Origin of the sequence: Delftia sp. WSY_10, from assembly GCF_043104705.1 — a bacterium.
Classification (GTDB): Bacteria; Pseudomonadota; Gammaproteobacteria; order Burkholderiales; family Burkholderiaceae_C; genus Comamonas; species Comamonas tsuruhatensis.
Map to the genome: position 1 here is coordinate 215065 of NZ_JBICKY010000004.1, position 18724 is coordinate 233788.

At 67.5% G+C, this 18724-nt stretch carries 16 protein-coding genes and 1 tRNA gene; 6 read left to right on the plus strand and 11 right to left on the minus strand.

Annotation, left to right across the window (positions count from 1 at the left end):
• Positions 1-67 precede the first annotated feature (67 nt).
• Entirely contained in the window at positions 68-850 is a 783-nt protein-coding gene (locus tag ACF8ML_RS01220) for a 3-hydroxybutyrate dehydrogenase (protein ID WP_012203473.1), read from the plus strand.
• A 39-nt stretch (positions 851-889) separates the two neighbouring features.
• Here ACF8ML_RS01220 and ACF8ML_RS01225 read toward each other — a convergent pair whose 3' ends face one another.
• The 8 genes from ACF8ML_RS01225 to ACF8ML_RS01260 form a co-directional block, all read right to left on the minus strand.
• The gene (locus ACF8ML_RS01225) at positions 890-1894 is read right to left on the minus strand and encodes a tripartite tricarboxylate transporter substrate-binding protein (protein ID WP_392405964.1); all 1005 of its coding nucleotides are present in this window, start codon (positions 1892-1894) and stop codon (positions 890-892) included.
• Between the two features lie 193 nt (positions 1895-2087).
• The gene (gene nadC, locus ACF8ML_RS01230; protein WP_016447964.1) at positions 2088-2969 is read right to left on the minus strand and encodes a carboxylating nicotinate-nucleotide diphosphorylase; all 882 of its coding nucleotides are present in this window, start codon (positions 2967-2969) and stop codon (positions 2088-2090) included.
• 124 nt (positions 2970-3093) lie between these two features.
• Positions 3094-4044, minus strand: a complete 951-nt coding sequence (locus ACF8ML_RS01235) for a membrane protein (RefSeq protein ID WP_013804059.1) — start codon at positions 4042-4044, stop codon at positions 3094-3096.
• Positions 4045-4242: 198 nt separating this feature from the next.
• Positions 4243-5391, minus strand: coding sequence for a YhcG family protein (locus tag ACF8ML_RS01240; RefSeq protein ID WP_392405966.1), 1149 nt, complete (start codon positions 5389-5391; stop codon positions 4243-4245).
• A gap of 430 nt (positions 5392-5821) precedes the next feature.
• Entirely contained in the window at positions 5822-6700 is an 879-nt protein-coding gene (locus tag ACF8ML_RS01245) for an SMI1/KNR4 family protein (RefSeq protein ID WP_374725855.1), read from the minus strand.
• Between the two features lie 5 nt (positions 6701-6705).
• Entirely contained in the window at positions 6706-7248 is a 543-nt protein-coding gene (locus ACF8ML_RS01250) for a CbrC family protein (protein WP_016447966.1), read from the minus strand.
• A gap of 159 nt (positions 7249-7407) precedes the next feature.
• On the minus strand, positions 7408-8502 hold the full coding sequence (ychF, locus tag ACF8ML_RS01255) for a redox-regulated ATPase YchF (protein ID WP_016447967.1): 1095 nt from the start codon (positions 8500-8502) through the stop codon (positions 7408-7410).
• 69 nt (positions 8503-8571) lie between these two features.
• The gene (locus ACF8ML_RS01260) at positions 8572-9438 is read right to left on the minus strand and encodes an MOSC domain-containing protein (RefSeq protein WP_392405968.1); all 867 of its coding nucleotides are present in this window, start codon (positions 9436-9438) and stop codon (positions 8572-8574) included.
• 175 nt (positions 9439-9613) lie between these two features.
• On the opposite strand from ACF8ML_RS01260, the gene ACF8ML_RS01265 reads away from it, so the two are divergent.
• From ACF8ML_RS01265 to ACF8ML_RS01285, 5 genes are all read left to right on the plus strand, one after another.
• Positions 9614-10759 (plus strand): FAD-dependent monooxygenase, encoded by a 1146-nt coding sequence (locus ACF8ML_RS01265; RefSeq protein ID WP_026062153.1) that lies wholly within the window; start codon positions 9614-9616, stop codon positions 10757-10759.
• Between the two features lie 143 nt (positions 10760-10902).
• Complete coding sequence (locus tag ACF8ML_RS01270; protein ID WP_034364245.1) at positions 10903-11613, plus strand: DsbC family protein; 711 nt, start codon at positions 10903-10905, stop codon at positions 11611-11613.
• Between the two features lie 121 nt (positions 11614-11734).
• On the plus strand, positions 11735-13657 hold the full coding sequence (locus tag ACF8ML_RS01275; protein ID WP_392405971.1) for a M61 family metallopeptidase: 1923 nt from the start codon (positions 11735-11737) through the stop codon (positions 13655-13657).
• 95 nt (positions 13658-13752) lie between these two features.
• A complete protein-coding gene (locus tag ACF8ML_RS01280) occupies positions 13753-14532 on the plus strand; it encodes an enoyl-CoA hydratase (RefSeq protein ID WP_016447972.1) in 780 nt (259 codons plus the stop codon).
• Positions 14533-14661: 129 nt separating this feature from the next.
• Positions 14662-14738: transfer RNA gene (locus ACF8ML_RS01285), tRNA-Met, on the plus strand.
• Between the two features lie 106 nt (positions 14739-14844).
• On the opposite strand, the gene ACF8ML_RS01290 is transcribed toward ACF8ML_RS01285, so the two are convergent.
• Genes ACF8ML_RS01290 through ACF8ML_RS01300 form a run of 3 tightly spaced genes read right to left on the minus strand, consistent with a single transcriptional unit; the run spans position 14845 to position 18621 of the window.
• On the minus strand, positions 14845-16047 hold the full coding sequence (locus tag ACF8ML_RS01290) for a DUF1513 domain-containing protein (protein ID WP_392405973.1): 1203 nt from the start codon (positions 16045-16047) through the stop codon (positions 14845-14847).
• Positions 16031-17125, minus strand: a complete 1095-nt coding sequence (locus ACF8ML_RS01295) for an imelysin family protein (RefSeq protein WP_126312457.1) — start codon at positions 17123-17125, stop codon at positions 16031-16033. Before ACF8ML_RS01295 ends, ACF8ML_RS01290 begins: the two co-directional genes overlap by 17 nt.
• Positions 17125-18621 (minus strand): di-heme oxidoredictase family protein, encoded by a 1497-nt coding sequence (locus ACF8ML_RS01300; RefSeq protein ID WP_133072296.1) that lies wholly within the window; start codon positions 18619-18621, stop codon positions 17125-17127. Before ACF8ML_RS01300 ends, ACF8ML_RS01295 begins: the two co-directional genes overlap by 1 nt.
• Between the last annotated feature and the right edge of the window lie 103 nt (positions 18622-18724).

Genomic DNA, 18724 nt, shown 5'->3' on the forward strand with positions numbered 1-18724 from the left:
GCACGCGGCCGGCCCCGCCGAAGATGGGCACCGGCCTGTTTCATCCACTCTCCAGGAAAGACTCACCATGCAACTCAAGGACAAGGTCGCCTTCATCACCGGCTCGGCCAGCGGCATCGGCAAGGAGATCGCCACGCTGTTCGCCAGCGAGGGCGCGCGCATCGTCATTGCCGACCTCAACAAGGAGGCGGCCGATGCCACGGCGGCCGAGCTGCGCGCCACGGGAGCACAGGCCATGGGCGTGGCCGTGGACGTGACCGACGAGGCCCAGGTCAACGCCTCGGTCGAGGAGGCCGCCCGGGCCTTCGGCGGCATCGACATCCTGGTCAGCAATGCCGGGATACAGATCGTGCATCCGGTGGAGGAATTCAGCTTCGCCGACTGGAAGAAGATGCTGGCCATCCACCTGGACGGCGCCTTCCTCACCACGCGCGCCTGCCTCAAGCACATGTATGCGCAGGGCCGCGGCGGCAGCGTGATCTACATGGGATCGGTGCACTCCAAGGAGGCCTCGCTGCTCAAGGCGCCCTATGTCACGGCCAAGCACGGCCTGATCGGGCTGGCCAAGACCGTGGCCAAGGAAGGCGCCAAGCACGGCGTGCGCGCCAATGTGATCTGCCCGGGCTTCGTGCGCACGCCGCTGGTGGACAAGCAGATTCCCGAGCAGGCCCGCACGCTGGGCATCAGCGAGGACGAGGTCATCAAGAACGTGATGCTCAAGGAAACCGTGGACGGCGAGTTCACCACCACCGAGGACGTGGCCCGCGTGGCCCTGCTGTTCGCGGGCTTTCCCAGCAATGCGCTGACCGGCCAGTCGCTGGTGGTCAGCCACGGCTGGTTCATGCAGTAAGTCGCCAGTCGGCCACTCAAATCGGCCTTCAATCGGCCCTCAATCGGCCTTCAGGCCCAGCGCACGCGTCACGGCGGCATAGCGGTCGATGTCGGCCGCGATCAGCGCCTGGAATTGGCCCGGTGTCTGCCGCGCCAGGGTGTAGCCCTGGTCGCGCAAGCCAGCGCTGACGGCGGGATCGGCCAGCGCCTGCTCCAGCGTGTCATGCAATGCCTGCACCGTGGCCCGTGGCGTGGCGGCAGGTGCCAGCAGGCCGTGCCACTGCTCCACCGCAAAGCCCGGCAGGCCGCGCTCGGCCACCGTGGGAACGCCGGCCAGCTGCGGCAGTCGCTGCGGCGCCGTGACGGCCAGGGCGCGCACGCGGCCTGCAGCGATCATGGCCGCAGCACTGCTGGCCGTGACCATGCCCGCCGCCACCTGGCCTGCCGCCACGGCCGTGATGGCCGGGCCGCAGCCCTTGTAGGGCACATGCTGCACAAAGCGCCTCGCCTCCCGGGCCAGCATCTCGCCGGCCAGGTGCTGGGGCGTGCCGTTGCCGCAGGAGGCGAACAGCAGCGGCCGTTCCTGGCGTGCCTGGGCCAGCGCATCCTCCAGCGTCTGCAGCGCGCTGTCCGCAGGCACGACCAGCACCGAGGCGATGGAGCCCGCGTTGAACACCGCCGTGAAGTCCTTGCGCGGGTCGAAGTCCAGGCGTTCGTAGACACCGGGGTTGATGGCGAACGAGCTGTTGGCCATCAGCAAGGTGCTGCCGTCCGCCGCGGCCTGGGCCACGGCATGGGCGCCGATGTTGCCGCTGGCGCCGGGCCGGTTCTCCACCACCACGGGCTGGCCCAGGCGCTGCTGCAGCTGCTCGCCCAGGCGCCGCGCCAGCAGGTCCGTGCCGCCGCCCGGCGGAAACGTCACGACGATGGTGATGGGCCGCTCCAGGCGCGTGCCGGCCTTGCCCGGCGCCGCCAGCCACAGCCCCGATGCGCCCGCCAGCAGCGCGCAGGCCGCCAGCGTCCAGAGTCTCCGTCGCTTCAAGGTACGCCCTTCAAAAAACATGGCAACTGCTCCACTGGGCTAGGTGCAAAAAACCGGCGCAGCCCAACTCAGGGACACCGAGCAAGGGCCTGAGCCGGCCGCGCCGCCCCGCAGCCAGGGCGTCGCCGGTTGCCCGGACGCCCCCTCCCGCGCAGCGAGAGAGGGCGCCGTGCACACGGGGGAAGCCGCGCAGCGGCTCAGGGGGTGCCTCATTTCAGGTGTCAAGGCCGATGTCGAGAACCCGGGCGCTGTGCGTGATCCAGCCCACGGCGATCTGGTCCACGCCGGTCTCGGCCACGGCGCGCGCCGTCTCGGGCGTGATGCGGCCCGAGGCTTCGGTCACCGCGCGCCCGCGTGCCATGGAGACGGCCGTGCGCAGCGTGTCCAGGTCCATGTTGTCCAGCAGCACCACTTCCACGCCCAGGGACAGCGCCACCTCCAGCTGCTCCAGCGTGTCCACCTCCAGCTGGATCTGCACCATGTGGCCCACGCCCGCGCGCGCCCGGGCCAGGGCCTCGGCCACGCCGCCGGCCAGCGCGATGTGGTTGTCCTTGATCAGCACGGCATCGTCCAGGCCGAAGCGGTGGTTGCTGCCGCCGCCCACGCGCACGGCGTACTTCTGCAGCGCACGCAGGCCCGGCATGGTCTTGCGCGTGCAGGTCACGCGTGCGCCCGTGTCGGCGATGGCCCGCGCGATCGATGCCGTGGCCGTGGCCACGCCGCTCAGGTGGCACAGGTAGTTGAGCGCCACGCGCTCGGCGGTGAGGATGGCGCGCGCGCTGCCGTGGATGCGCGCGATCTCCTGGCCGGGCGCCAGTTCGCTGCCATCGCGCAGCACCGGCTCGAAACGCGACTGCGCATCCAGCGCACGGAACGCCAGCCGCGCCATGTCCAGCCCGGCCAGCACGCCCTCCTGGCGCGCCACCAGGCGCAGTTCGGCCTGTGCGTCGGCAGGGACGATGGCATCCGTGGTCAGGTCGCCCGCGCGGCCCAGGTCTTCCAGCAGGGCCGAGCGCACCAGCGGCTCCAGCATCAGGTCGGGCAGCGGCGGCACAGGCAGGCGGGCACTGAGGGCATTGGCAATATTAATGCTCATTTTGAGTATATGTAGGTCAAAAAAATGTGGCGCGCGGCCTTGCGGGCTTGAGCGAGGAACTTATGCTAGATACGAGCATAAGTACTGTCAAGCCATTGTCACAATCGGGCAAGTGCCGTGCGGCTCAGGGGGAACCGTCGATGCCTTTGGCCAGCGGCAGCTTGCTGCCGGAGATGGCCCGCTCCAGCAGCACATCGCTGCGAAAGCGGAACAGCTTGGCCGGCCGGCCCGCCGAGCCCACCGTGAGCTGGCCGGTCTCCTCGACCAGATCCTGCTGCTCGATCAGGCGGCGGAAGTTCTGCTTGTGCAGCCCGCGCCCGGCCAGGGCCTCCACCGTCTGCTGCAGCTGCAGCAGCGTGAACTCGGGCGGCATCAGCTCGAACACCACGGGCCGGTACTTGATCTTGGCGCGCAGCCGCGCCATGCCCGTGGCCAGGATGCGGCGGTGGTCGTGGTGCATGGCCTCGCCAGGCAGCATGGCGGCCGCGCCATGGACGCGGTGGGCAGCCTCCTGCACCAGTCCGGCCTCGTACAGCAGCTCGTAGCGCTGCAGCACCATGTCCTCGTTCCAGGGCCCGCCGTCCAGGCCGAAGGCGATGTCCGCGCGCTGGCGCCGCAGCGCACGCTGGGCGCCGCGCGCCTCGGCCATCCAGGCATGCAGGCGCGGAGCGATGTGGGAGCGCAGCAGGGCCGGCTCGCCGCCGCGCCAGTCTTCCCAGGGAAAGTAGCGGTACCAGTCCTGCCAGACGGCCTGCCCCGCGCTGCGGTCCGCGGATTCGCGCGTCAGCCCCAGGTAGCTGACCGAGATCACGCGCGCCCCGCTGGCATCGGTGCGATCGCCATCGGCAAAGGTGTAGAGCTGCTCCATGTAGCCCAGCGGGTGATGGGTCTGCTCCTCCACCCAGGCGCGCAGGCCGGCCTGCAGCGAACGGTGCCCCACCTCGAACGGCCCCGCCGGCAGCAACTGCCCGTCCGCCGTGGTCAGCACGCGCGGTGTGCCCTGGGTCACCGCCGCCAGCACGGCGACGAGTTCGGCATGGATGGGAGAGGCTGCGGGACTGGTGGGGTGGGGCACGAAGGTGAGGGAGGTCGGTTGGCGGGATGGGTGATTATGGTGGGTTGAAGGGGCGGCTTCGAGCCCGGCACAGCAGACCGCCACGGGCCATCGGACGGTCAAATTCAACCTGTTGAGCGCCGGCGTGTTTTTCTATCGCATGACTACCCGCGGCGTTCGAGCTGTCGCAGGTACTTTTCCAGCAGTTCAGCGGTGTGCTCATTCATGCCCGCCTCCCAGCTCGCGCTCGATCTGTTCGATGCTGGGCAGGCTGCTTTGCAGGGTTTCCGGCAAGGCACGGGTGAGCTCGAAACCGGAAACGCCGATGGGCTTGTCCACGCCGCGCAGCGCATACTCGGCCAGCACGTGATTGGGTTTCTGGCACAGGATCAAACCGATGGTGGGTTGGTCGGTTGCGTGTCGCAACCTGTCGTCCACAACGTTGCAGTAGAAGTTCATCTTGCCCGCGTATTCAGGCTTGAAATCGCCCCGCTTGAGGTCGATGACCACGTAGCAACGCAGCTTGAGATGGTAGAACAGCAGGTCTATGTAGAAATCGTCTCCGCCAAGGTCCAGGTGATATTGGCGCCCCACAAAGGCGAAGCCCTGGCCCAGCTCCAGGAGAAATTTTTCCAGATGGGTGATCAGACCGGTTTCCAACTCACGCTCATGGAAACCTGATTCCAGCGTCAGGAAGTCGAACAGGTAAGGGTCCTTGAGCGTTTGCTGTACCAGGTCGGAATCCGGCGGAGGCAGGCGCAAGGCGAAGTTGCTGGCAGCTCTGCCTTGTCGCAGGTGCGCGGCTGTCTCGATCTGCATCAGCAGGACACTGCGGCTCCATCCGTTTTCGATGGCTGCGCACATGTACCAATGGCGTGCGCCCGGCTCCTTGACCTTGGCGATCAGCTCGGCATGGTGGCCCCACGGCAGGGACAGCAGAACATCAGGAGCAAACACCTGTGCGCCATCTGCCGCCACCCCCGGCGCCAGGCGGCTTTGTGCCACAGCCTGTGGCACTTTTTCGCTGGGGGCAAGTTGTGCCACGGCCTGTGGCACTTTCTCTGTGCTCCCGGCTGTGGCAGCCAGAGAGGGATACTCGCGATAAAAAGCCAGCATGCGCTTGATGTTGCGCTCGGAAAAACCTTTTTCCTCCGGCAGTTCGTTGTGCAGATCCCTGGCCAGCCGAGGGATGACTGCGGCACCCCAGCCTTCCCGTTTCTGGCGCTGGTCGATCAGTGCCCCGATATCCCAATACAGGCGGATCAATTCGGCATTGACCGCCAGCATGGCCCGCGTCTGGGCATGGCGGACACGCTGCTTGATATCGGCCAGCAGTGCCGGGTAGTCGGCGGGCAGGTGGGTGCTCATACTGCGCCCCCGCTGGTGGCCCTGAGTCCGTCCGGAGGGAATTCTTCGCGCACCTCGGTCCGGGCGTCCCATCCAGCCTTTTCCATAGCCTGCGTGATGCGCTTGGTACAGATATCGCGTTCGCCAAGCGCCTGCTTATCCATAGGACGTGATTCCTTTCTTGCTGGCGTTACCTTGCTCGGGCCTGTCTTTTCACCCTGTCGGGTGACGACGGGTCATCTTACGGCGCTCGCTCCGAAACAGCCTGGGCCTCTGCCAAGCAATCCAGCACGATCGGAAGCTCAATGTCCAGGCCCCCCCGGAGCATCTGCCTTGCATTCCCGAAGAAGAGTTCGGCACGGATGGGAGGGGCTGCGGAACTGGAGGGTGAAGGCGGTCGGTTGGCGGGATGGATGGCTATGGTGGGTTGAAGGCGCCGGCCTGCCCCCGGTCAGGCGTGCGCGTTCACACGGCCGCCGAGGTGCTGGTCCACCATGGCCTTGGCCTGTCCCAGGCTGCAGCCATGCTCACTCTGGCAGGCCCTGATGGCCGCCATCTTCTGCAGGGGATCGGCGGCAAGGGTGCGCCAGTCGATCTTTGCGGGCTCTGGCACCAGGCCGGGCTGCGTGCTGCCCTCGTCCGATGAACACACTTCCCAGCGCGCCACGACGGGAAAGGAAAGGTCCACGGCGGGCAGCCGGTCCAGTTCGGCCGCCAGTTCATCCTGTGAAATCAATGAAGCCACCTGGCGAACACGCGCCCGGGGCCCGTCGCGCCAAGGCCTGATCTCCAAGGGACGCCGGCAAAAATCCTGCAGATAGCCTCCCAACTCCTGCGTCATGAAGCGCGTGGTCTGTGCGACATCGGCCCGCAACAATTGCAAAGCCTCCGGCTCCGAGAATTCATCCAGCTGATCGCTCAGGTCCGCAAAGGCCTGCAGAAATCCCGCGCAGACAAAGTCATCGAAGCAGGCGTGCGAAACGCTGCTGGCCTCGTCATCGTGCAACACCAGCGCCACGCCCACGCCATGCGTGTCCAGCGGCGTCAGGCACCAGGCATCGCCGGCGCCCGACTGGGCGAATGGCAAAAAGCGCCTGCCGTTCTGCGCGGAAGGATTGAGCCAGCCCTCGATGATTTCCCGGCTGGCTTCGGCGTCTATCCATTCGAAGTCCTGCCAACTCATGAACAAGGGCGGGTCCTGCAGGCAGCGCTGGCGCCAGGTATCAGCCCAATCCGGGCCGTAGTGGGTCTTTCCCGATGCCAGAAATTCCTTCAACAGTGGCGGCAAGGCAATGCCGGTCTGGGTGGAGAGCGTTTCGTAGTCGATCATCGGGTTCATCCCACATCCATATGCAGCCTATGCTCGCCGCAACGCACGCACCGGAAAAGGCAGCCTGAAATCATGCCGTCCTTGGACATCCGCTCCAGCATCCACTGGGCATCCTTTTTGTAGATGCCTTCCATGTCGGGCAGGACTTCAGCAAGGAAAGGCTCTACGGTCTGCCTGTCGGCGTGACCCAGGAAGACGCAGGGCTCGTTGCAGTGCGTGAGCCACACGGGCTGCTGCCAGGCCCTGTAGCCGGGCGTGCGCAGCGATACTTCCAGCAGCAGCTCCCTGGCGATGGCGGGCTCCGGGTCTGCCGGATCAGGCGACACGCCTTCGATATCGGTGTATCCCACAAGTTCGCCGTCGTATGTCTCGCAAGCCTGCCCGCTGGCAATGCACCAGGGACACAGGTAGTCGGGGCTTTGCTGGCTGTAGAACGGGCCTTCGTACTTGAGGCTGCGGTTTTGTCCGCAGCAGGAACACACACCCTCTTCCTGCTCGAAGACGGCTTCGTAGGCACCGGGATGGAATCTGAAATGCGGGCGGTCCATTTCAAGGTCTCTCTTTCCCCAATGGAAAGGCGCCATTGTCCATGGACGTTCGGTGCGTGGGACCGAATCGATCCAGACATGAAAAAACCGCGCACAAGCGCGGTTTCCTGAGGTGGGCGAGAACTGCTTTTCAGCAGTTCTGCCGCGGCATCCGTTGCCTCAGACGTTGAACAGGAAGTTCATCACGTCGCCATCCTTGACGACATATTCCTTGCCTTCGGCGCGCATCTTGCCCGCGTCCTTGGCGCCTTGCTCGCCCTTGAAGGCGATGAAGTCGTCGAAGGCGATGGTCTGGGCGCGGATGAAGCCCCGCTCGAAGTCGCCGTGGATGACGCCTGCGGCCTGGGGGGCGGTGTCGCCGACCTTGATGGTCCAGGCGCGCACTTCCTTGACGCCGGCCGTGAAGTAGGTCTGCAGGCCCAGCAGGCCGAAGCCGGCGCGGATCAGGCGGTTCAGGCCCGGTTCTTCCAGGCCCAGTTCCTGCAGGAACATGTCGCGGTCCTCGTCGCTCATCTCGGCCATTTCAGCCTCGATCTTGGCGCAGATGGCCACGACGGGAGCGCCTTGTGCCTCGGCATAGGCCTTGAGGCTGTCGAGCAGCGGGTTGTTCTCGAAGCCGTCTTCGCTGACGTTGCCCACGAACATGGCGGGCTTGGCGGTGATCAGGCAGAACTGCTTGAGCAGGGGCGCGTCTTCCTTGGAGACGGGCACCGTGCGTGCGGGCTTGCCCTGGTCCAGCGCAGCCTGGATGGGGGTCAGCAGCGCCACCAGCTTGGCGGCTTCCTTGTCGTTGCCCGACTTGGCGGCCTTGCTGTAGCGGTTCAGCGCCTTCTCGACGGTGGCCAGGTCGGCCAGGCACAGCTCGGTCTGGATGACCTCGATGTCGGCGATGGGGTCCACCTTGTTGGCCACGTGGATGACGTTCGGGTCTTCGAAGCAGCGCACCACGTTGACGATGGCGTCGGTTTCGCGGATGTGGGCCAGGAACTGGTTGCCCAGGCCTTCACCCTTGGAGGCGCCGGCCACCAGGCCGGCGATGTCCACGAATTCGACGATGGCCGGGACGATGCGCTCGGGCGTGATGATGTCGGCCAGCTTCTGCAGGCGCGGATCGGGCACTTCCACCACGCCGGTGTTCGGCTCGATGGTGCAGAAGGGATAGTTCTCGGCGGCGATGCCGGCCTTCGTCAGCGCGTTGAAGAGAGTGGACTTGCCCACATTGGGCAGGCCCACGATGCCGCATTTGAGGCTCATGGCAGGGCTTTCTACAGGGATTCTGGGGACAAACCCCGTATTTTAGTCAACCGGGCATTTCCTGTCGTTTCAGGCGAACTGCCAGTCGCCGGCCACGGACTGGCCAACAGCCAGTTCAGCCCCGTCGTGCAGGCTTTCCAGCACGGCATTCATGCCGAAGGTGATGGCACCATCGACACGGTCGTCCTGGCGGTAGGCACGGATGGCATCACCCACGGCGGTGCCCTGCACGGCCGTGACGGGGTCGATGTCGGGAATGGGGCAGCGTGTGCAGGGCTTGGCCATGCGCAGCCGCAGGCCCCGGGCATCGAGCACGTCGAACCCGTCGACCCGGTCCTCGTCGTGGGCCTCAAGGCCCTCGATCACGATGTTCGGTCGGAAGCGGCGGGCATCGACGGCGGGCTGGCCGGCGGCCTGCAGGCGCTGGTTGAGTTCATCCACGGCCGCCTGGCTCAGCACCAGCAGCGGGTAGCCGTCCGCAAAGTGCACGGGCGCGGCCTCGCCGCCTGTCCAGCGCTCGCTGGTGCGGCGCGGCGCGGCCGGGTCGAAACGCACCAGGGCGCAATCCGCGCCCAGGGCCTGGGTCAGCCAGCGCGCTGCCTCCGGCCCCATGTCCCAGGCCTGGACCCCATCCGACCAGACGCGCGCCTGGCGCACCGGGCCCGTGGCCTGCAGCGGGATGCGCAGGGGCGGGAGCTGGGGGAAATGCAGGACCAGGTGGCCGGCCTCCAGCTCGGGGCGTATCCAGGCCATGCGCGGATGGTCGCGCTGGGTCAGGAATTCGCCGTTGGCATCGACCACCATCCAATGGCGGTCCCAGGCCAGGCCCGTGGCGCCGACGCCGCTGCTTTGCAGCGCGATGCCCGCGCAGGATTTGACGGGATATACCCACAACTGGGCAATGCGGCCCTGCACGTCTCTTTCTTGGTCAAACATCGGATAGCTCTTTTTGGGGAAATCTGGAGTGTGTATGCCATCCATGGCGCGAATGGCGCCATGCGATGGGCGGCAATATGCCAGATGGCGACGCAGGCTGCGGCACATCACGCCAAAGCCGGAGTTTGCGCCAGTTGGAATCCCCGGCATGGCCCGGACTCCTACAATGCCGGCCATGGCGCAAACCTTTGATGTATGTATACGCGGGGCCGGCATCGCAGGCCGGACCCTGGCTCTCCTGCTGGCCCGGGAACGGCTGCGCGTGGCCCTGGTGGTGGCCGCTCCCACCGGCAACGCGCCCGATGTGCGCGCCTACGCGCTCAATGCCAGCGCACGCGGCCTGCTGGACAGCCTGCGCTGCTGGCCGGACGACGAGCACGCCACGCCCGTGACGCAGATGGAAGTCTTTGGCGACCTGGACGGCCATGTGCTGTTCGACGCTGCCCGCCAGGACGTCGACGCCCTGACCTGGATCGTCGATGTGCCCGCGCTGGAGCAGCGCCTGGCCGAGGCCGTGCGCTACCAGCCCATGGTCGAGGTGGTGCACCAGCCCGTGGCCGCGCCGCTGACGGCCATCTGCGAAGGCCGTGCCAGCCGCACGCGCAGCGAGTTCGGCGTGGACTTCGCCGTCACGCCCTATGCACAGCACGCCATCGCCACCCGGCTGCACTGCGAGCTGCCGCACGGCCAGGTGGCGCGCCAGTGGTTCACGCCCGAAGGCATCCTGGCCCTGCTTCCGCTGGAAGGTCCCCAAGGCCACAGCGTGGCCGTGGTCTGGTCCATTGCGCGCGAGCTGGCCGATGGCTGGCTGGCCGCCGACACGCAGGATTTCACGGCGCGGCTGGAAGCCATCAGCCAGGGCGCACTGGGCCGGCTGGAGCTGAGCGCACCGCGCATGGCCTGGCCGCTGCAGCAGGCCGTGGCCGACCACTGGTGCGGCTCCATGCCTGACGGCGATGCACGCTCGGCCCGCAGCTGGGTGCTGGTGGGCGACGCGGCCCACAACGTGCACCCGCTGGCAGGCCAGGGCCTGAACCTGGGCCTGGGCGATGTGCAGGCCCTGGCCCGCGTGCTGCAGGAGCGCGGCTACTGGCGCAGCACGGGCGATCTGCGCCTGTTGCGCCGATACGAACGCGAGCGCAAGGCCGCGCTGGCGCCCATGGGCCTGGCCATGGACGGGCTGCAGCAGCTGTTCAGCCGACCGGAGGTGCCGGTGCAGATGCTGCGCAACTGGGGCATGAAGGGCTTCGAGCGCTTCGGCCCGCTCAAGGACTGGATGGCGCGCCAGGCCATGGGCCTGGACCCGCGCAGCGGCGCCTGAGCCCGGCATGCAGGAATGCTTGCCGTTGAACCCTTTGCCGATTTGCGACTCGTACCCGTGCTCCGTGGCGCACTGCGCTGCGCACTCCCCCTCAACCACGGCGCGGCCGGCCTGAACGCGGCCCCGCCCACCTCCGCATTGCCATGAAACTCTTCGCCTGCCTGCTGACGGCTGCCAGCCTGACCTGGAGCCTCGGTGTTCACGCCCAGGACGCCAACCTGCGCAAGACGCTGACCGAGCGCATTCCCCAGCTGGAAAAGATCGACGAAATCCGCCCCACGCCCATGTCCGGCCTGTTCGAGGTGCGCATCGGCACGGATCTGTTCTACACGGACGCCAAGGGCAACTACCTGATCCAGGGCGAGCTGATCGACACCAAGGCACGCCGCAACCTCACCGAAGACCGCATGAACCAGCTGACGGCGGTGGACTTCAAGCAGTTGCCGCTCAAGGACGCCGTGACCATCGTCCACGGCAAGGGCGAACGCAAGATGGCCGTGTTCGAGGACCCCAACTGCGGCTACTGCAAGCGCTTCGAACGCGACCTGCAGAACGTGGACAACGTCACCATCTACCTGTTCCTGTACCCCATCCTGAGCCCCGATTCGGCCGAGAAATCGCGCAACATCTGGTGCGCCAAGGACCAGGCCGGTGCATGGGCCGACCACATGCTGCGCGACAAGGTGCCGGCCGCTGCCCAATGCGACACCTCGGCCGTGCAGCGCAACCTGGCCTTCGGCCGCAAGTACAAGATCACGGGAACGCCCACCGTCATCTTCACCAACAACACCCGAGTGCCTGGCGCCATCAGCGCCCAGGAAGTCGAGAAGAACCTGGCCGCAGCCGCACGCTGATCGCCGCCTCGCGGGCCCGATGCCGGGCCCGCCCCTCTGATTCCCCTTGGCCGGAGCTTCCCGGCTCCAGCCCGCCGCAGCGGGCCCGGGCAGCCTCCAGGCCACACCTGCAGGAGCCCGAATGACCTCTCCCCTCGCCGCCACCGCCGCTGCCACTGCCGCAGCGGACATCCACTACCGCGTGCAGGCCCTTGATGTGGATGCGCACCTGTTCAGCGTGCAGCTGCACATCGCCCGCCCGGCCGCCGGCCAGACCCTGTCGCTGCCGGTCTGGATTCCCGGCAGCTATCTGGTGCGGGAGTTCTCCAAGAACCTCCAGGACCTGTCTGCCGAGCAGGACGGCCGTCCCGTCGCGCTGGCCCAGCAGGGCAAGAACCTCTGGCAGGTCGACTGCGCAGCCGGCGTGCCGCTGGTGCTCAGCTACCAGTTCTGCGCCTACGACAGCTCGGTGCGCACGGCCTGGCTGGACCGCCGCCGCGGCTTCTTCAACGGCACCAGCCTGTGCCTGCGCGTGCACGGCCAGGAAGACACGCCGCATACGCTGCAGCTGCTTGCATCGGACGCCACGGCATCGTGGCAGGTGGCCACCGGCCTGGACGCCGTGGACGCCGATGCGCGCGGCTGGGGCCTGTACCGCGCTGCCCACTACGACGAACTGGTGGACTGCCCCGTGGAGATGGGCAGCTTCTGGCGTGGCGACTTCGTGGCCGCGGGCGTGCCCCACAGCTTCGTCGTTGCGGGCGCCGCGCCCAGCTTCGACGGCGCGCGCCTGGTTGCCGATGCACGCAGGATCTGCGAGACCGTGCTGGCCTTCTGGCACGGTACGGGCGAGCAGGCCACGCCCGCGCCCATGCAGCGCTATGTGTTCATGCTCAACGTGGTCGATGACGGCTATGGGGGCCTGGAGCACCGCAACTCCACGGCCCTGATCTGCGGCCGGCGCGACCTGCCGCGCGTGGGCGAGCGCAAGGCCGCCGAGGGCTACACCACCTTGCTGGGCCTGATCAGCCACGAGTACTTCCACACCTGGAACGTCAAGCGCCTGCGCCCCGCAGAATTCGCACGCTACGACTACGGGCAGGAGAACTACACCGAGCTGCTGTGGTTCTTCGAAGGCTTCACCAGCTACTACGACGACCTGCTGCTGCGCCGCGCCGGCCTGATCGACAACGCCCAGTACCTCAAGCTGGTCACGCGCACCATCAACCAGGTGCTGCAGACACCGGGCCGCCGCCTGCAGTCCGTGGCCCAGGCCAGCTATGACGCCTGGGTCAAGTACTACCGCCAGGACGAGAACACGCCCAACCAGACCGTCAGCTACTACACCAAGGGCTGCCTGGTCGCGCTGGCCCTGGACCTGCAACTGCGCCGCGAAGGCCGCAGCACGCTGGACGACGTGATGCGCGCGCTGTGGCAGCGCTGCCAGGGCGGCCCCATGCGCGAGGCCGATGTGCTGGCCGTGCTGCAGGAGCTGGGCGGGCGCAGCTTCGCCCCCGAGATCACGCAATGGGTGCACGGCACCGACGACCTGCCGCTGGCCGAGCTGCTGGCCGCCCAGGGCGTGCAGGCCAAGGCCGAACCGGCGCAGACTGCCCAGCGGCTGGGCCTGCGCGTACAGGAAAGCCAGGGCATCACCGTCAAGACCGTGCTGCGCGGCAGCCTGGCCGAGCGCGCAGGCTTCATGGCCGGCGACGAATGGCTGGCCATCGAGCTGCCCACCGGGGCCGAGGATGCACAGCCCGCACGCTGGCGCATCACCCGCCTGGACGATGTGGCGCTGTACGCAGGCACGGCGCTGGAGGTCGTGGCCTGGGTGGCCCGCGACCGCCAGATCCTGGCCTTCACCCTGCCCTGGGGCTCGGCCCTGCTGAGCGAGGCCGCCATGGTCGAGAAAACGGACAACGGCGATGCAAAAGCTGCCATCTCCAGCGCTCCACAGCCCCCGTCTCCCAGCAACCTCGCCCTGGAAATCACCGACGAAGAGGCCGTGGGACGCTGGCTGGGCGGCCGCGCCGACAGCCCGCAGGCTCCCGGCACGCCGTGAAACGCGGTGCACGCGCGCACATGCACACACGCGCACCCGCGCCCCTGGCCGGTTATTCTTGAGCATCACGACGACAACCCCAGCAGGAGACTCCCTTGGCCTACGAAATGATTGAAGTTCGCGTCGAAGCCGACAAGGTCGGCATCATCACGCTCAACCGCCCCAAGCAGCTCAACGCGCTCAACGACCAGCTCATGAACGAGCTGGGCCAGGCCCTGCAGGCCTTCGATGCCGACGAGGCCATCGGCTGCATGATCATCACCGGCAGCGAGAAAGCCTTTGCGGCCGGCGCCGACATCGGCGCCATGGCCAAGTACAGCTTTGCCGACGCCTACAAGGGCGACTACATCACGCGCAACTGGGAGACCATCCGCAGCATCCGCAAGCCCGTGATCGCCGCCGTCAGCGGCTTTGCCCTCGGCGGCGGCTGCGAGCTGGCGATGATGTGCGACTTCATCATCGCCGCCGACAATGCGAAGTTCGGCCAGCCGGAAATCAAGCTGGGCGTCATCCCCGGCGCCGGCGGCACGCAGCGCCTGCCACGTGCCGTGGGCAAGTCCAAGGCCATGGACATGGCCCTCACAGCCCGCATGATGGACGCCACCGAGGCCGAGCGCGCCGGTCTGGTCAGCCGCGTCGTGCCCTTCGACAAGCTCATGGACGAAGCCCTGGGCGCCGCCATCATCATCAGCGGCTTCTCGCAGATCGCCGTCATGGCGGCCAAGGAATCGGTGAACCGCGCCTTCGAGGGCTCGCTGGCCGACGGCGTCATGTTCGAGCGCCGCCTGTTCCACGCGCTGTTCGCCACACAGGACCAGAAGGAAGGCATGGACGCCTTCGTCAACAAGCGCCCCGCAAACTTCAAACATCTCTGAACCTGCTGAAAGACACGCTACAATGCGCGTCTTCCGGCAAGGCACTGCAGGCCTCTCGCAAAGAAATTTCGAGAAATTTGCACAACTTCCCGGATCGACCAAAAATTCTGCATATAATTTAGGTCTTACGGCGCTTTAGCTCAGTCGGTTAGAGCGATGGAATCATAATCCACAGGTCCGCGGTTCGAGTCCGTGAAGCGCCACCAAACAAAGAAAAGGGTCTACGTGCAAGCGTAGACCCTTTTTTATTGCCCGACGAACAGAGCGCGGGCACGCCGGGAGCGCACCCTGCTCGGCGCCCTCCCCCGGCTGCTAGCGGCGGCTCTTCAGCTCAATCCAGTGGTTGTCCAGCGCCATTCCAGGCACTGCCACCGTGCGCAACACCTGGCCGCGTTGGCGCAGCTGGGCCTGGCGCGCACCGCCCATCCACAGCGCGGGCTCGGCAGGCAGGGGCCGGCCCTTGGCATCGAGCGAGACACTTGCGTTGGCCACGCAGTACACGCCTGGCATGGCATCGCCACGCAGCCAGCGTCCGCTGGCCTGGCCGTTGCCGGGCACCTGCCACCAGGTGACGGTGTTCACGCGCGGGCAACTGACGGCGAAGAGCTGGCCGTCGCAACCGATGTCGCCGCCATAGCCGGCCAGGGGCTCGCGCCCTTCGGGCAGGGGCACGGCATGCAAACGGTGGCCATCGAACAGGGCCAGCACGGGCGCGGCGGCGCGCGCTTCGGTGTCGCGGTGCTCGGCCTGCAGCGCAATGCCCAGCCAGCGGCGCGCGGGCGCGTGGGCGACCTGCGGGCCCCAGGCCAGGTGGCGCAGGCTCAGGCGGCTGTCGTCCAGCTTCCACAGGCCGGCACGGGCGCCGCCTTCTGCCGGCAACAGCCGCGCGATGGATGAGTCCATGTGGTCCAGCTGCAGCTTGCGCCGGCCGGTCTCGGACTGCGTGGGAATGCCGCCGTTGGCGACCATGAGCGTGCCGTCGGCGTCCAGCAGCAGCTGGTGCGGGTCCATGCCGCCCGTGCGCCATTCGGCGATCTTCTCCAAGGTGATGGCATCGCGCACGCCGATCAGTCCCTGGGCATCTTCCAGGTCGGTCTCAGTGGTGTAGAGATGGCGGCCATCGGCGCTTTCGATGACATGGCCGTTGAAGAAGCGGTCGGGCTCTATCCACTGCCATTGCGCATCCTCGGCGGCCTGTCCCGGCTTCAGACGCACCAGCCAGTCGCCGGGGCGGCGGCTGGCGAAGACCACGGAGCCGTCGCGCAGCGCGGCCATGCCATGGGCGCGCGTGGGCACATCCAGGGCCTGCAGCACCTGCAGCGGCCTGTCCACCTGCGCACTGGCCTGCACGATGCCGACACGCATCTGCTCGCCCTGCATCCAGGCCGCAGCCAGCGACCGTGCCGGTCCAGACGGCCTGGCCGCATGGGAGGTTGCCAGCGGCATGGCAGCCAGCAGACCCAGGCCCTGCAGCCAGCGGCGGCGATTCAGCGCCTGCTCAATCCCCGTCGGCATCCGAGAACCCGATGTTGACTTCCAGCGCAGGCGCCACCTCGCCTTCCATGAGGCGCTTGAGGCGCGAAAGCGGCTTGGTCGCGGCATCGACGGCCTTGGCACTCGGCTCGGTCAGGGCACGCATGCCGGCATCGGCCTCGTTGACGGCCTTGAGCCAGCGGTCGGCCAGCGGGTTGAGGCCACGGCCGCGCAGGTAGGACTCGATGGGCACGATGTCCACGCCGGGCCGGGGCACCTTGCGGTCCACGCTCACGGCCAGCGTGCGCAGGCCCTGCCAGTGCGCGCGCCAGACCTCGACGGTGCTGCCGCTGGCCAGGTGCTCCCAGGCGGGGGGCTTGCTGCCTGCACTGCCCGCACTGCGCAAGGGCTTTTCCATGTCCGCCCAGCGCAGGCGCTCCAGGCCGCCGACCCACTGGTTGATGAACTCGGCCATGGCTTCGGTGGTGGCATCGCCATCCTCGGACCAATCCTGGGTCGCGAGCTTGGCAAAGCCGTTGCTGAGGATGCCCATCTCGGCGCCGATTTCCTCGGCCACCAGGGTGGCATAGGCGCAAGCCGGCGTCTGCGGCTCCACGGGCTGGGTCCACAGCAGGTTCTCGAGCGCCGGGTATCCCTTGGCGGGTGCACCGATGCGCTCCATGGCAGCCAGATCGGCGGGGGCCGACTGTATGGCCTTCTTGAGCAGAGCCGGGCGCATGGGGCGGAAGTCCACCAGACGCGCCGAGCGGCGCTCCACCAGCGGCCCCAGGGCCACGGCCGAGAAGCTGCTCCACTGCCGCGACGATTGCACATAGGCCTGGCGCGCCGTCTGCAGCGTGGCGGCAGCCGATCCCGCAGGTGCCGCAGGTGCCGTGCAGTGCGCGCGCAGCGCCTGGCTCAGCGCCTGGGCGGATGCCTGCGCGGCCTTGGCCTGGGGCGAGAACCATTGGCCATACAGCCCCTGCACGGCATGGGCCGTGTTGTAGAAGGGGATGGCCATGTTGGCCTCCACTTCCTGGGCCTGGGCCGGGGTGGTGGCCAGCAGCGCCAGCGCGGCGGCACAAAGGATTTGGCGAGGGGTCATGCGCATGTCTTGCATCAGAGGGACTCCACAAATTTGACCAGGGCTTCACGGTCTTCGGCGCTGAACTGGCGCACCTGTTCGCGCGCGGCTTCGGCCTCGCCGCCGTGCCAGAGGATGGCTTCCAGCACGCCGCGCGCACGGCCGTCGTGCAGCAGGCGCTGGTGGTTGTTGACATCGGGCAGCAGGCCTATGCCCCACAGCGGCGGCGTGCGCCACTGGCGGCCTGAGGCCTTGAAGTCGGGCCGGCCATCGGCCAGCGCATCGCCCATGTCGTGCAGCAGCAGGTCGGTGTAGGGCGCAATGGTCTGGCCCGACAACCCCTTGCTGCTGAGTGCCGGCGACAGCGCGGGGAACAGCGCCCCGCCCGTCTTGTACGAGGGCCGATGGCACTGCGCACATTGGGCCTGGTGGAACAGTGCCTCGCCACGGCGCACGGCAGGGTCGCTGGCGTTGCGCCGTGCAGGCGGCGCCAGCGTGGCCTGGTAGAAGATCACGTCGTCCAGCACGCGGTCCTCGATCTCCACGCCTTCGGCGCCGTTGCCGTTGGGCGCGGCCAGGCAGTCCTTTTGCGCGGGCGTGCAGGTCTGGTGCGGGAAACGCTTAGATGTGATGCCGATATCGCCCAGGAAGGCCGAAGCCGTCTGGTGGGCAATGGAGGCCACGTTGGCCTTCCAGCCGAAGCGGCCCAGCATCATGCGTTCGCCGTAGGCATCCCAGACATAGTTGGGCTGGCCCTTGATGGGGCCGCCCAGGGCCGCCTGGGCGGCAGCGTTGGCCAGGATCTCGGACTCCGGGATGTGCTCCAGCAGGCCCAGGCCGATGACCTGGGGCGCAATGCGCGGGCTGGTCATCAGGTTGGCAGCGAGGGGGCCGTAGTTGAGCGCAGCCAGCTCGTAGACCGGCTTTTCCAGCGTGTAGGCCGTGCCGTCGGCAAAGCGGCCATGCACCTGTTCATAGCGGATGCGCAGCTGGCCCTCGCCCTTGACGCCCAGCACGCCCTCAGTGTTGAACTGGTCGCCATAGACCGGGTCCGGCACCGGGCTGCCGTGCGGGCCTTCGCCCGGAATGGACAGCCGCATGAGCAGGCCCGCGAACGGCTGGGGCTTGAGCGGGTTGTGGAAGTCGGGCGGCTGGGCGCGGCCATCCTGCACATGGCAGCCGCCGCAGGAGCGCGCCAGGAAGTGCGGGCCCAGGCCATCGCGCGCCGTGGTGGAGGCCGGCGCCTGCACCCAGTTGCGCTTGAAGAAGGAGTTGCCGATGACGAAGCGCGTGCGCTCGGCATCGTCCAGGTTGGCGGCAGGCAGCGAGAAGGCGTTGCGGCCCGTGGCGTGGACCGTGGTCTGGCCACCCGGGGGCAGCGGCTCGCCCGGTGCCGCGAACAGCAGTTGCGCCGCAGGCGTGGACGCGGGCATCGGCTCTGGCGGCGCGGCAGCCTTGGACTCCTGCTGTTGCGCCGAGCAACCCAGCAGACTCAGGCAGGCTGCGGCCAGCAGCAATGGGGAAAATTTCATGGTGAGGGCGACCCTGCAAATGCCAGGGCCGCCGAACCCTTTCGGGGGCGGCGGCCTTGGCGCATGGGCGTGAGAGGGGTTGGACGCTTGGGGTGAATGTTCT